Annotated in this window: 12 protein-coding genes and 1 pseudogene; 1 reads left to right on the top strand and 12 read right to left on the bottom strand. The window is 64.9% G+C overall.

Features of this window, described 5'->3' with window-relative positions:
• Window positions 1-26 precede the first annotated feature (26 nt).
• The 11 genes and pseudogenes from BMY22_RS01465 to puuE all read right to left on the bottom strand — a co-directional run bounded on the left by BMY22_RS01465 (window position 27) and on the right by puuE (window position 10,707).
• Window positions 27-1,718 carry a DUF3131 domain-containing protein gene (locus BMY22_RS01465; protein WP_090618996.1) on the bottom strand — a complete coding sequence of 564 codons (1,692 nt, stop codon included), beginning with the start codon at window positions 1,716-1,718 and terminating at the stop codon, window positions 27-29.
• Entirely contained in the window at window positions 1,715-2,083 is a 369-nt protein-coding gene (locus tag BMY22_RS01460) for an Hpt domain-containing protein (protein WP_167363681.1), read from the bottom strand. Before BMY22_RS01460 ends, BMY22_RS01465 begins: the two co-directional genes overlap by 4 nt.
• Window positions 2,084-2,313: 230 nt before the next feature.
• A pseudogene (locus BMY22_RS24770) lies at window positions 2,314-2,550 on the bottom strand (IS630 family transposase); the annotation flags it as partial.
• A gap of 220 nt (window positions 2,551-2,770) precedes the next feature.
• The gene (locus BMY22_RS01455; RefSeq protein ID WP_090618993.1) at window positions 2,771-3,862 is read right to left on the bottom strand and encodes an enoyl-CoA hydratase/isomerase family protein; all 1,092 of its coding nucleotides are present in this window, start codon (window positions 3,860-3,862) and stop codon (window positions 2,771-2,773) included.
• Window positions 3,859-4,755 carry a 3-hydroxyisobutyrate dehydrogenase gene (gene mmsB / locus BMY22_RS01450; protein WP_090618991.1) on the bottom strand — a complete coding sequence of 299 codons (897 nt, stop codon included), beginning with the start codon at window positions 4,753-4,755 and terminating at the stop codon, window positions 3,859-3,861. Before mmsB ends, BMY22_RS01455 begins: the two co-directional genes overlap by 4 nt.
• A gap of 18 nt (window positions 4,756-4,773) precedes the next feature.
• On the bottom strand, window positions 4,774-6,285 hold the full coding sequence (locus BMY22_RS01445; RefSeq protein ID WP_090618990.1) for a CoA-acylating methylmalonate-semialdehyde dehydrogenase: 1,512 nt from the start codon (window positions 6,283-6,285) through the stop codon (window positions 4,774-4,776).
• Between the two features lie 203 nt (window positions 6,286-6,488).
• Window positions 6,489-7,679 carry a urate hydroxylase PuuD gene (locus BMY22_RS01440; RefSeq protein ID WP_090618988.1) on the bottom strand — a complete coding sequence of 397 codons (1,191 nt, stop codon included), beginning with the start codon at window positions 7,677-7,679 and terminating at the stop codon, window positions 6,489-6,491.
• 38 nt (window positions 7,680-7,717) lie between these two features.
• Window positions 7,718-8,218: an ureidoglycolate lyase gene (locus BMY22_RS01435; RefSeq protein ID WP_090618987.1), complete on the bottom strand. Its 501-nt coding sequence runs from the start codon at window positions 8,216-8,218 to the stop codon at window positions 7,718-7,720.
• A gap of 43 nt (window positions 8,219-8,261) precedes the next feature.
• On the bottom strand, window positions 8,262-9,257 hold the full coding sequence (alc, locus tag BMY22_RS01430; RefSeq protein WP_090618985.1) for an allantoicase: 996 nt from the start codon (window positions 9,255-9,257) through the stop codon (window positions 8,262-8,264).
• Between the two features lie 8 nt (window positions 9,258-9,265).
• Window positions 9,266-9,781 carry a 2-oxo-4-hydroxy-4-carboxy-5-ureidoimidazoline decarboxylase gene (gene uraD, locus BMY22_RS01425; protein WP_090618984.1) on the bottom strand — a complete coding sequence of 172 codons (516 nt, stop codon included), beginning with the start codon at window positions 9,779-9,781 and terminating at the stop codon, window positions 9,266-9,268.
• Window positions 9,778-10,707, bottom strand: a complete 930-nt coding sequence (gene puuE / locus BMY22_RS01420) for an allantoinase PuuE (protein WP_090618982.1) — start codon at window positions 10,705-10,707, stop codon at window positions 9,778-9,780. The genes uraD and puuE overlap by 4 nt, the downstream gene beginning before the upstream one ends.
• Before the next feature lie 115 nt (window positions 10,708-10,822).
• Here puuE and uraH point away from each other — a divergent pair, with 115 nt between their 5' ends.
• Window positions 10,823-11,173 carry a hydroxyisourate hydrolase gene (gene uraH, locus BMY22_RS01415; RefSeq protein ID WP_090618981.1) on the top strand — a complete coding sequence of 117 codons (351 nt, stop codon included), beginning with the start codon at window positions 10,823-10,825 and terminating at the stop codon, window positions 11,171-11,173.
• Between the two features lie 46 nt (window positions 11,174-11,219).
• On the opposite strand, the gene guaD is transcribed toward uraH, so the two are convergent.
• Complete coding sequence (guaD, locus tag BMY22_RS01410) at window positions 11,220-12,527, bottom strand: guanine deaminase (RefSeq protein ID WP_090618979.1); 1,308 nt, start codon at window positions 12,525-12,527, stop codon at window positions 11,220-11,222.
• Between the last annotated feature and the right edge of the window lie 80 nt (window positions 12,528-12,607).

Here is a 12,607-nt window from a genome sequence, read left to right as displayed (position 1 = left end):
TTTCAATCAATATTGTTTATTGATTCCTAATGGCCCTGGCGTCGGAGCGGGGTAACCAGCTTGAACGACTTGGGCTCTTCAACTTGACAGTTCCTGGCGGCTGGTTCTTTATGGAGAAGCGCGTCGCCCGGATACCACCCGTCAGAGGGGACGGGTTCGCAGTATAGATACTCTTCAAGCTTCAGTGTGGCTTGAGCCTCCTCTCTTTCACAACGGCAATTGCTCTTGCTACAAGCGATCTCCAAAGGCTGCTTCGGCAAGCACCGCTGTTCTCTCTGCTCGTCAACCAGGCTCCCTTCGTACCAAGCCTGAGTATCCTGAGAAATATTCTTTTGCTGGAGAATAGGTCCCTGCGCCTTGTAAAGCAGCGCCTCCAATACAACACCATTGTTGTTGGCGGTATGCAGTGGAATAAATCCACTGCCATTCTCATACACACCTTCATAGAATCCTTTCTCGGGAGTGTATACCTCGGCAACGCTATCAAATAGCTTGCTGGTATACTCCGTGTTCCAAAGGGCCCACATTCCCAATGCCCCTTTTATGGCGACTGCAGCTCGCTCTGGAACATATTCCTCTTTAGGCGACAGGGTGTTCCATGGATATCCGGAAGCATATATCGAGTCGTATACGAAGAATGGATCGCCTTTCACTTGGTGCTCGCTGCGAGCCGTCAGGATGCCGGTCTTTTCAAATCTCTTTTCTTGTACGACGTATATGCGTTGTGCAAACTCCGCTCTCCATCCATCGGTATGCAGGAAGGGATCCGAGTAATTGTCATCCGGCAGGTCCCAGTTAAGCTCCAGTCCATCAAGGAGGTACGACTCCGTCAGTACATAGTTTTGTGTTTTGTATACTCTGGGATCTCGCGTATCATAAGGTACTTTTATTCCGAGGATGTCAATGAAGTCAAAGGGGCCGGCCTCGCTGGCCCGCCTGGTGTCGAACCCCCAAAGCGCAAATCCTTTTGCGGCATACTCCTCATACCCGAGTCGACCTTCCTGATGGTATTTGGTCTGGTTGTTTGCGCCAATTCCTGCGCCATACAGCTTTCCATTTGCATCCACCACGTTGCAGAATTTCCATCTCAGCATGACTCCATCCGCGGAGTTGGCCAGATAGGGATATCTTTGCTTCAAGATGTATAGCCAGACCATCATTCTTCCGATATCCAAGGCCGAGTATCCCACCTCGCCGGGCTTGTTTTCGTAGTTGACCTTTTCTCCGGTTTTCGTGTTGTATACTTTATTGGGCAACTCTCCCCTGAACAAGTTGAACCCCTGCAAGGTGCCCAGCAGCTTCAGGGTTCTCAAGTCGAACTCCCTTTTGTCTATGATCCCAAGCTCTCTTGCCGAAACCAGGGCCGCAATGTAGGAGGCTGTATCCCAAAGGGTTGTGGATGGATAGTTCAGTACGGCATTGGCCAGGCCGGTATTTTCTTGCGTGGCCGCCACGAAGTACTGCCAGGCTGCTTTGGCCATCTCCATCTCTCTTGGAGTCAAGGCGCCCTGTCGACCGGGATGACTATTTCCGGCGGGCATGGCGGAGCCTTGGGTGTCCTTGATGTTTTCTGCTTGATTGCTTTCTGACGTATTTCGATCGTTTCCTTCAATCAGGCCTCTATACCATGAGGGCTTGGATATAACTATTCCAGCGAGTATGGATAGCGCAACAATTACCGCTACGACTAGGCCGGCTCTCGACAGATTCTTTGTCATTTTGAGCTCTCCAAGCCGGATATTTTTTGGTTGTCAGGAGATCCTCTGGCTGCTTTTATCTCGAGCACAAGAGCCTTGCTGTGCTCTAGTATTGCATTCATGGACTTTATCGCTCCCTCTGACCTGGTGTCCGTGCTTTTATCCAGAATTGATGCCGCTTGTTGAATTCCATCGAAGCCCAATGATCCGCTGATTCCGGCGAGTCTGTGTGCGATATTCCGAATGTCATCAATCATCTCGTTGTGCAGAGGTTCATCGCCGAGCATCGAGCACAGGTGCTCCAGCGATGACTGATCTTCCTCTAGTCTTTCAATATATTTGGTTCTTATTATTTTAAGGATTTCATTAAGCTCGTCCTTGTCCATGAGTTTATTCTCTACAGGCAAAGCATTTGTGGGTGCGGATGTGCGAGCTTGGCAAGGCCAATGTTCTGCTTCTGAAGCAATCTTTGTCGTGGGTGTTGAGTCCATGATTTTCGCGGGCCACTGTATATGGTGCGAGAAAGTGCATGGCCCGTGCGCGACGGGCGTGCTATGCCGAATAGGGTTATGTTTTGGGATACGGATATGGTCGACGCTGAGTCGAGATCTTTCCTTGGCGCATCGAGCAATCTATACCGTTGCCGCTCTTGAAGGCGCTGGCACCAACGAGTGATAGAAGCCAGGGGAAATCCGGCCAACCGGGCTGTTGAGTTGCATGAACAGCCTTGGGCTGCCAACGGGGATACTCGTGTCCGACGACTATCGCGCTGACTGATTGTGGCTGATCGTGTCCGGCGCCTGGGTGCGATCATCTGCCCATCTTGGGTAAGTACGATGTCCTGAGCACTCATCGCCGTTCCCTATGCGATTGTTCATCAGTGCAGCTGTAGCAGCTTATGCTGGAAGTTTATTTTCGAGCAAGACCTGAGTGTTTCTCAGGTCTGTCGAGAGTGGAACCGTCCGCTGCAGGCCGGCAGCATTACGCACAATGGCGGTACCGCGATGCTCCGCTATCGCAGCTAATCGCATCCCTCCTTACAAGACGGAGGGGGACCGGCCAGAGCCTTCCCTTTACATCCCCCAGCCCACCCGCTCCTCGCCTGGTCTGAAGTCGGCGAAGAAGGCCTGGACCTGCTCGGGCCTGACTTCGCCGAGGGTCGGCGGGCTCCAGCGGGGGGACTTGTCCTTGTCGACCAGCAGGGCCCGCACGCCTTCCATGATGTCGCCCTGGGCGAACCACTGGCGGTCCAGGTGCAGTTCCAGGGCGAAGCAGTCGTTGAGGGACAGGTGGCGGCCGCGTTGCAGCAGCTCCAGGGTCACGCAGAGGGACAGCGGCGAGCGGCTGTCGAGCAGGCGGACGGTTTCCTCGGCCCAGGCGCGGTACTCCGGGCGGTGTTCGGCGAGCAGCGAGGCGCGGATGGTCGGGATGTCCGGGAGGGAGAAGTGGGTTTCGATGGCCGGGTGCAGGTTCTTGAGTTCGCCGCCCGCCAGATGCCGCTTGCCGAAGCTGGCGAGCAGATTGCCGATCGCCTGGCGCGGGTGTACGTCCCAGCTCAGGGTGTCCAGGCTGCGCTCCAGTTCGGCGAAGCCCTCGCTGGGCAGATACCAGTCGGCCAGGCCGGCGTAGAGGGCGTCGGCGGGGGAGAGATGCACGCCGGTGACGCCCAGGTAGAGGCCCAGGGCGTCGGGCAGGCGGGAGAGGAAGTAGCTGCTGCCGACGTCCGGGAAGTAACCGATGCCGACTTCCGGCATGCCCACGCGGGTCCGCTCGCTGATCACCCGCAGCAGGCTGCCCTGGACCAGGCCCATGCCGCCGCCGAGAACGAAGCCGTCCATCAGCGCCAGCACCGGCTTGGGATAGCAGTGCAGGTAGTGGTCGAGGGCGTATTCCTTCTCGAAGAAGCTCAGGTAGCGACCATCCTCGGCAAGGAAGCTGTCGTACAGCGCGCGGATGTCGCCGCCGGCGCAGAAGGCTTTTCCGCCGGCGCCGCGCAGCACTACGGCGAGGATCGTCGGGTCCGCCGCCCAGGCTTCGAGCTGGCGCTGCAGGGCGCAGACCATGGGCAGGGTGAGGGTGTTGAGGCTGGCCGGGCGGTTCAGGGTCAGATAGCCGATACGGTTGCTCTCTGCAACCAGAACGGGGCAGTCGGAAAGGTGCGTCATGGGTGATTGTCCTTGTTGTAAAGGCGGATGATAGCGGAGAAGTCCAGGGCTTCATGGCCCTGGACTACAAAGGTCTGATAGAGCTGCTGGGCGAGGGCGCCGAGGATCACCGGCTGGCCCACCTGGCGGGCGGCTTCGCTGGCCAGGCCGAGGTCCTTGAGCATCAGGTCGCAGCGAAAGCCGCCGCTGTAGCCGCGCGCGGCAGGAACGTCGTCGAGCACGCCGGGGAAGGGGTTGTAGGTGTCGGAACTCCAGCAGCGGCCGCTCGAGCTGTTGATCACGCCGGCCAGCACCCTGGCGTCCATGCCCAGCGCCACGCCCAGGCTCATGGCCTCGGCGGCGCCGATCATCGAGATGCCGAGCAGCAGGTTGTTGGCGACCTTGGCCACTTGGCCGTTGCCGGCGTCGCCGCAGTGGACGATGTTTTTGCCCATGGCGGCGAGGATCGGCCGGGCCTGTTCGAAGTCCTCCGCGGCGCCGCCGACCATGAAGGTCAGGGTGCCGGCCGCGGCACCCGCCGTGCCGCCGGAGACCGGCGCATCGAGCATGGGGTTGCCGTGCGCACGCGCGGCGGCGGCGACTTCGCGGGCGCTCAACGGGTCGATGGTGGAGCTGTCGATCAGCAGGACTCCCGGACGGATCTGCTCGAGCAGGCCGCCTTCGCCCAGGTAGACCGCCTTCACATGGGCGGCGGCGGGCAGCATGGTGACGATCAGCTCGGCCTCGCTGTGCGCCACGGCGGCGGGCGAGTCGCAGGCGCTCGCGCCGGCCTCGGCCAAAGCGGCGACGGCCGCTGCGGAAAGATCGCAGACGCTCAGCCGGTGACCGGCCTTGAGCAGGTTGCGCGCCATCGGCGCCCCCATGTTGCCGAGCCCGATGAAACCGATGTGCATGACGATTTCCTCCTCGGCTCACTTGAGGGTGATGGTGGTGTTCACCGGGCCGCCGACGTCGCCTTCGTCGAACCAGCGCGCCGTGACGGTCTTGGTCTGGGTGTAGAACTGCACGATCTGCTTGCCGTAGGGGCCGAGGTCGCCGAGCTTGGAGGCCCGCGAACCGGTGAAGGAGAAGAGCGGCACGGGTACCGGGATGGGCACGTTGATGCCCACCTGGCCGACGTCGATCTCCTCCTGGAAATGCCGGGCGGCGGCGCCGGAGCGGGTGAACAGGGCGGTGCCGTTGCCGTGGGGGTTGGCGTTGACGAGGGCGATGGCCTCGTCGAGGGTCGCGGCCTGCATCACGCAGAGCACCGGGCCGAAGATTTCCTCGCGGTAGATGCTCATTTCGGGGGTGACCTCTGAAAAGACGGTCGGGCCGACGAAATTACCCTGCGGATAGTCGGAAACCGGCGGGTGGCGGCCGTCCAGTTCGAGCCGGGCGCCTTCTTGCACGCCGCATTCGATCAGGCTGCAGACCCGCTCCAGGGCGGCACGGGAGATCAGCGGGCCGAGGTCGCTGCCGGGCTCGATGCCGGCGTTCACCTTGAGGCTCGCGGCCTTCGCCACCAGCTCCGGCAGCCACTGGCGCGCCTCGCCGACCAGGATCGCCACCGAGACCGCCATACAGCGCTGTCCGGCCGCGCCGAAGGCGGCACCGACGAGGTTGGCGAGGGTCTGCTCGCGGTGCGCGTCGGGCAGGACGATGGCGTGGTTCTTCGCGCCCATCATGCACTGCACGCGCTTGCCGGCCTGGCTGGCGCGCCGGTAGACGTGGCTGCCGACGCGGGTCGAGCCGACGAAGGAGATCGCCTTGATGTCCGGGTGCTCGCAGAGCCGGTCGACCACCTCGGCGCCGCCGTGGACCACGTTGAGCACCCCGGGGGGCACACCGGCCTCCAGGGCCAGCTCGGCCAGGCGCATGGCGACCATCGGGTCCTGCTCGGAGGGCTTGAGGACGAAGGTGTTGCCGCAGGCGATGGCCATCGGAAACATCCACAGCGGGATCATCGCCGGGAAGTTGAAGGGGGTGATGCCGGCGCAGACGCCGAGCGGCTGCAGCAGGGTGTAGGTGTCGACGCCGGCGGCCACGTTGTTGGCCAACTCGCCGAGCTGCAGGTTGCCGATGCCAGCGGCATGCTCGACCACCTCCAGGCCGCGCAGCACGTCGCCCTCGGCGTCGGCCAGGGTCTTGCCCTGCTCGGCGGTGAGGATCGCCGCCAGTTCCTTGAGATGTTCGCGGATCAGTTGCTGGTATTTCAGGAAGATTCGGGCGCGAGCGGCGATCGGCGTCTTGCGCCAGGTCGTGAAGGCCTCGTGGGCACTGGCCACCGCCGCGTTCAGTTCCGCCCCGGTGGCGAAGGGTACGCGGGCCAGGACTTGCTGGGTGGCCGGATTGACGATGTCGCGCCACTGTTCGCTGACGGATTCGACGAAGCGACCGTCGATCAGCAGCCTGACGCTGGGAATGGCGTCTCGCTCGCTCATGGGGAACCCCCATTGTTCTTTTTGTCCTCGCCCGACGCTGGGGCGGACTCTGTCTAGGAGGCTAGCAGCGGGACAGGGCCGGTGCCATTGGCAGGATTGCCAATTGCGCGGCACCGCCATGGGCTAGCTCCTGTTCCGACTGTGCGGCATTGCGGACGGCGAAACACCGCCGGCGGTCAATAAATGTGCGATGTCCGCCCGCTTCAGTCGATCCGCGCCCCCGCAGCGATCCAGGCGCCGATCAGCTCGCGTTCTTCCACCGTCATGCCGGTGAGGTTGCCGAGCGGCATGAGCTGGCTGGCCACCGCCTGGGCGTGGATCTTCGGCGCCAGGGCGCGGATCTGCGCGGGGCTGTCGAGCATCACCCCGCCCGGCGCGCTGGCGAACAGCGGGCTGGTGGGCCTGGCGGAATGGCAGACCGTGCAGCGCTCCTCGATCACCGCGGCGACCCGGGCGAACTGGCCGGCCGGCGGCGTGCTGCCGGCGGCCGGCACGGGCGTCTGCCGCGGCGCGCTGACGAAGGCCAGGCAGAGCAGCCCGAGGGCGGCGGCCGGCAGCGCCCAGGCGAAGCGCTGGCTGGCGTGGCGGGTGTTGAAGTAGTGGCGTACCAGCACCGAGAGCGCCGAAAGAGCAGCGAGGATCGCCCAGTTCCAGGGGTTGCCGTAGGTGCTGGGGAAGTGGTTGCTGATCATGATGAACAGCACCGGTAGGGTCAGGTAATTGTTGTGCCGCGAGCGCAGGAGGCCCTTGGCCGGCAGGCGCGGGTCCGGTGCGCGGCCCTGCTCGATGGCGCTCACCAAGTCGCGCTGGGCCGGCATGATGATGCGGAACACGTTGCCGACCATCAGGGTGCCGATCAGCGCACCGGTATGGATGTAGGCGGCGCGGCCGCCGAACGCCAGGCTGTAGCCCCAGGCGGCGAGGACGACCAGCACGAAGAGCAGGCCGCCGAGCAGCGCCGGGCGCCGGCCCAGCGGCGAGTCGCACAGCCGGTCGTAGACGAACCAGCCGGCGATCAGCGAACCGAAGCCCAGCGCCACCGCTGCCGCCGGCGGCAGTGCGCTGCCGGGGGCGAGCAGGTAGAGGTTCGGGTTCAGGTAGTAGACCGCGCTGAGCAGGGCGACGCCGGACAGCCAGGTGCTGTAGGCCTCCCACTTGAACCAGTGGAGCTTTTCCGGCATGCGCGGCGGGGCCAGTTTGTACTTCTCCAGGTGATAGATGCCGCCGCCGTGGATCGCCCAGAGATCGCCGGCGAGTCCTTCGCGGGGATTGCGCCGGTCGAGGTTGTTCTCCAGCCAGACGAAATAGAAGGAAGCGCCGATCCAGGCGATGCCGACGATCATGTGAATCCAGCGGATGGCGAGGTTCAGCCATTCGGTCAGGTGTGCTTCCACGCAAGATACCTCTGGCCCGCGGCGGCGGACCCTGTCTGTCACGGATGGCGCAGGAGCAGTTGCTCGTCTTCGCCGAAGAAATGCTCGTCGCAGTTGGCGCCGGCGCCGCTGCGGTCGATCACCAGGAATTCGTCGTCGTCCGCCAGCGCCAGCACTGGGTGGTGCCAGACGCCGCGCTGGTAGTTGACACCCTGCCGGCCGTTGCTGAGGAAGGCGCGCACCTGTTCCGGATGCGGGGCATCCCCCGGTGGGGCGACCACGATCAGGAAGGGGTTGCCGCGCAGCGGCACGAAGGCCTGGCTGCCCTGCGGGTGGCGCTCCAGCATGCGGATGGTCAGCGGCAGGGGCAGCGTCCGGGCGACGAAGATGCTGAGGATGGCCTGGTCCTCGGGCGCGGCGGTCTGTACCCGGGCGAGGGCATGGTAGCGGCGGGTCGAGCCGTTGTTGATCATGAAGTAGTCGCTGCCCTCGGTCTCGATCACCTCGCCGAAGGGGGCGAAGGCGGCCTTGCTCAGGGGTTCGATGCTCAGGGTGCGCATGGACTGGGCTCTCAATGAAAAATGGCAGTTTCAAATCCGCCGGCTATCTGGCCAGCCGGCCGAACAGCCGCAGGCGGCTGACGCCGCCGTCGGGGAAGACGTTCAGGCGCACGTGGGTGATCGGCCCGAGCGGGGCGATCTCTTCGACGAATTCGTGCTCCTGGTGCATCGAGAGCTTCCGGTTGGGCAGCAGCTCGCGCCAGAACAGGCTCTGGGTCTCGATCTGGCTGTCGGTGCCGCCCTTGACGAAGGCCGCCTGGATCGAGCAGCTATCCGGGTAGTTGCCCTTGAAGTGCAGGGTGTCGACGACGATCCGCTCGATCTCGCCGGGATGGCCGAGGGCGACGATCACCCAGTCGTTGCCCGGCGTGCGCCGCCGCGCGGTTTCCCAGCCGTCGCCCATGTTCATCCCGCGTCCCGGATTGAGCAGGTTGCCCATGCGCCCGAAGTGCTCGTCGGAGCAGGCCAGGGCGCGCCCGCCGTTGAGCGCGGCGGCCAGGTCGAGCGGCTCGTCGGCGTCGACCGCGCTCCAGTCGCGGTGCGGGATGCCGTAGACGCGCAGGCGCGCCACGCCGCCGTCCGGGTAGATGTTGAAGCGCAGGTGGCTCCAGGGACGCTGGTCGGCGATGGCGTGGTAGTGGTGGCTGTTGCCCTGCAGCTCCACCGCCGGCAGCACCTCGACCCATTCGGTGTGCTCGTCGGGATCTCCTTCGGCGAGGAAGCAGGCCTCCAGCGAGGCGGACGGCGGGTAGTTGCCGGTGAAGTAGCGGGTGTCGATGTCCACGCCCTTGATCGTGCCGGGCACGCCGAGGCGCAGCACCGCGTGGTCGTAGCCCTCGAAGCGCTTGCGCCGCGACTCCCAGCCGTCCATCCACTTGCCGTTGTCGTCGTAGACGCCTTCCTTCCACTCGGGCTCGGTGGGCTGGAGCATCCGCTCGACCGGCGCGAACCAGTCGTCGGTGACGTAGAGGGCGCGGGTGCCGAGGCGGGCGTCGGCGAGGTTGAGGTATTTCTCGAAGGGGGCGGCGTATTTTTTCATGGGCATCCTTACATCGCCTGCAGGCGGAACAGGGCGATCTTGTCGATTTCGGCCAGGGCGCGGGCGAATTCCTGCTCGGGCGTGTGGTTCAGGCGCTCCTCGAAGGCGGCGAGGATTCGCTGCCGGTCGCTGCCCTTCACCGCCATGATGAAGACGAAGCCGAAGCGTGTCTTGTAGGCGGCGTTGAGGCGCTCGAAGCGCTCGAACTCCTCGGCCGTGCAGTCCTGGATGCCGGCGCCGGCCTGCTCGGCCGTGCTGGCCGCGCTCAGCTCGCCGCGCACCGCGGCCTTGCCGGCCAGGTCCGGGTGGGCCTGGATCAGCGCCAGCTGCGCCGCGCGGGGCGCCGTGCGGACGACCTGCGCCAGGCGCGCGTGCAGGCGTTCGATGTCGTCGTCCGCAGCGCTGATGCCTTGAGCGAACAGTGTTTCGGCGATCCACGGCGAATGCTCGTAGACGCCGCCGAAGGTTTCGACGAAGGCCTCGCGGGACAGGGCCGAGGGCTTTACGGTGGCGAAGGCGGTCATTGGCCGGCTCCCGGGAAGGGGTGGGTGACATGCCAGTGGCGGGCGATGTCGACGCGCCGGGCGAACCAGACCTTGTCGTGGCCCTTCACGTAATCGACGAAGCGCTGCAGGGCGGCGAAGCGCGCCGGACGGCCGAGCAGACGGCAGTGCATGCCGATCGAGAGCATCTTAGGCGCGCCGGCCTCGCCCTCGGCGTAGAGCACGTCGAAGGCGTCCTTGAGATAGGTGAAGAAGTCGTCGCCGCTGTTGAAGCCCTGCACCTGGGTGAAGCGCATGTCGTTGGTGTCCAGGGTGTAGGGGATCACCAGATGGGGTTTTGCCGCGCTGGAGGCCGGGTCCCAATAGGGCAGGTCGTCGTCGTAGGCGTCCGAGTCGTAGAGAAAGCCGCCTTCCTCGCGCACCAGCCGGCGGGTGTTGGGGCCGAGGCGCCCGGTGTACCAGCCGAGCGGGCGCTCGCCGGCGATCCGCGCGAGGATGTCGATGGCCCGGTCCAGGTGCGTCTTCTCCTCGGCCTCGTCCAGGTACTGGTAGTCGATCCAGCGGTAGCCGTGGCTGCAGATCTCGTGGCCGTCGGCGACCATCGTCCTGATGATCTCGGGGTGGCGCTCGGCGGCCATGGCCACGGCGAACACGGTCAGCGGAACGCCCTCGCGGCGGAACAGCTCGAGCAGGCGCCAGACCCCGGCGCGGCTGCCGTATTCGTAGAGCGACTCCATGCACAGGTTGCGCACGCCCGGCAGCGGCTGGGCGGCGACCATCTCGGAGAGGAAGGCCTCGGACTCCTGGTCGCCGTGGAGGATGCAGCGCTCGCCGCCTTCCTCGTAGTTGAGCACGAAGGACAGGGCGATGCGCGCCTCGCCCGGCCACTGCGGGTGGGGCGGCTGGCCGGCGTAACCGATCAGGTCGCGGGGATAGGGGCTGGTCACGGGACTCTCCTGTCGGCGGGTGTCTGGGCTTGAAACTATCGGGACAAGGGTATTTCCTGCAAATCTACCGCTCATCCGGATGCAGGAGGAAGGGGCCGCCGGCTCCGCAGTACCCATGGCCAGACTGACCACCCACGTGCTCGACACCACCCACGGCTGCCCCGGCACAGGCATCGCCATCGACCTCTACCGTCTCGACGGCGAACAGCGGCAGCTGCTGGCGCAGGCCGTGACCAACGCCGACGGGCGCTGCGACGCGCCGCTGCTGGAGGGCGAGGCGTTTCGCGCCGGTATCTACGAGTTGCACTTCCATGCCGGCGACTACTACCGCCGCCGTGGGTCGAGCCTGGCCGAGCCGGCCTTTCTCGACGTGGTGGTGCTGCGCGTCGGGCTGAGCGGCGAGGGGCATTACCACGTACCGCTGCTGGTATCGCCCTACGGGTATTCGACCTACCGGGGGAGTTGAGAGGTCGCCGGTACTGCCGGTGGAAAACGCTGCGCGGTTTTCCAGCCTACGGCTGGGGCCGGTCGCGCCGGTGCAGCGAACGCCCGGCGGCGAAGGTTTCCCGCACCGCCCGGTCGTCGCCGAGGATCGTCAGGGCGAAGAGTTTTTCCTTAAGGCTGCGCGCCTGTTCCAGGCGGCGGGCGAGCAGCGGCGTGGCCTTGCAGTCCAGCACCACAAAGTCGGCGTCCTTGCCCTGCTGCAGGTTGCCGATGTGCGCGTCCAGGTAGAGCGCCCGGGCGCCGCCGAGGGTGGCCAGGTACAGCGCCTTGAACGGATCGAGCTGCTGCCCCTGCAGCTGCAGCACCTTGTAGGCCTCGTTGAGGCTCTGCAACTGGGAGAAGCTGGTGCCGCCGCCGACGTCGGTGCCCAGGCCGACGCGCACGCCGTGCCCCTCCAGCCTGGCCAGGTCGAACAGGCCGCTGCCGAGGAACAGGTTCGAGGTCGGGCAGAAGGCCACCGCCGAGCCGCTCGTGCCGAGGCGCCGGCACTCGTCGTCGCAGAGATGGATGCCGTGGGCGAACACCGAGCGGGCGCCGAGCAGGCGGTAATGGTCGTAGACGTCCAGGTAGTGCTGGCGCTCGGGGAACAGTTCCTTGACCCACTCGATCTCCGCACGGTTCTCGGAGAGGTGGGTGTGCAGGTAGAGGCCGGGGTATTCGCGCAGCAGCCGACCGGCCAGCTCGAGCTGCTCGGGCGTGCTGGTCGGCGCGAAGCGCGGGGTGACGGCGTAGTGCAGACGGCCCTTGCCGTGCCAGCGCTCGATCAGTGTCTTGCTCTCGTCGTAGCCGGAGGCGGCGTCGTCGCGCAGGTCGTCCGGGGCGTTGCGGTCCATCAGCACCTTGCCGGCGATCATCCGCAGATCGAGCCGGCTCGCCTCCGCGAAGAAGGCGTCCACCGACTGCGGGTGCACGGTGGCGAACACCAGCGCGGTGGTGGTGCCGTTGCGCAGGAGTTCGGCGAGGAAGAAGCGCGCCTGGGCGCGGGCATGCTCCGGGTCGGCGAAGCGCGCCTCGGCGGGGAAGGTGTAGGTCTCCAGCCATTCCAGCAGCTGGGTGCCGTAGGAGGCGATCACGTCCACCTGGGGGTAGTGGATGTGGGTATCGACGAAGCCGGGAACGATCAGCGCGTCGCGGTGCTCGGTCATTTTGACTCCGGCGGGCAGGATCGGCAGCAGGCTGGCGGCATCGCCGATCTGCGCGATCTTGCCGTCCTCGACCAGCAGCAGGCCGTCCTCGAAGTACTGGTAGGAGTGCTCGATGCCGACCTCGCGGGGATCGGCGAGGCAGTGGAGCAGGGCGGCGCGGTGGACGTGCATCGGGCGGTCCTTCATGTGTTGAGTCGGTCTCGACAAGGTAGGAGCCAGCTTGCTGGCGATACTCCTCGCAGAGAGCTGAT

Origin of the sequence: Azotobacter beijerinckii, assembly GCF_900110885.1 — a bacterium.
Classification (GTDB): Bacteria; Pseudomonadota; Gammaproteobacteria; order Pseudomonadales; family Pseudomonadaceae; genus Azotobacter; species Azotobacter beijerinckii.
The sequence above is the reverse complement of the archived record's forward strand: the minus strand, read 5'-3'. Positions and strand labels throughout refer to the sequence as shown.

Excerpts from the sequence above, each read along its gene's own strand:
- uraD (WP_090618984.1), bottom strand. The coding sequence starts at position 9,781 with ATGACCGCCTTCGCCACCGTAAAGCCCTCGGCCCTGTCCCGCGAGGCC.
- uraH (WP_090618981.1), top strand. The coding sequence starts at position 10,823 with ATGGCCAGACTGACCACCCACGTGCTCGACACCACCCACGGCTGCCCC.
- BMY22_RS01445 (WP_090618990.1), bottom strand. The coding sequence starts at position 6,285 with ATGAGCGAGCGAGACGCCATTCCCAGCGTCAGGCTGCTGATCGACGGT.
- BMY22_RS01465 (WP_090618996.1), bottom strand. The coding sequence starts at position 1,718 with ATGACAAAGAATCTGTCGAGAGCCGGCCTAGTCGTAGCGGTAATTGTT.
- alc (WP_090618985.1), bottom strand. The coding sequence starts at position 9,257 with ATGAAAAAATACGCCGCCCCCTTCGAGAAATACCTCAACCTCGCCGAC.
- BMY22_RS01455 (WP_090618993.1), bottom strand. The coding sequence starts at position 3,862 with ATGACGCACCTTTCCGACTGCCCCGTTCTGGTTGCAGAGAGCAACCGT.
- guaD (WP_090618979.1), bottom strand. The coding sequence starts at position 12,527 with ATGCACGTCCACCGCGCCGCCCTGCTCCACTGCCTCGCCGATCCCCGC.
- BMY22_RS01435 (WP_090618987.1), bottom strand. The coding sequence starts at position 8,218 with ATGCGCACCCTGAGCATCGAACCCCTGAGCAAGGCCGCCTTCGCCCCC.
- BMY22_RS01460 (WP_167363681.1), bottom strand. The coding sequence starts at position 2,083 with ATGGACAAGGACGAGCTTAATGAAATCCTTAAAATAATAAGAACCAAA.
- mmsB (WP_090618991.1), bottom strand. The coding sequence starts at position 4,755 with ATGCACATCGGTTTCATCGGGCTCGGCAACATGGGGGCGCCGATGGCG.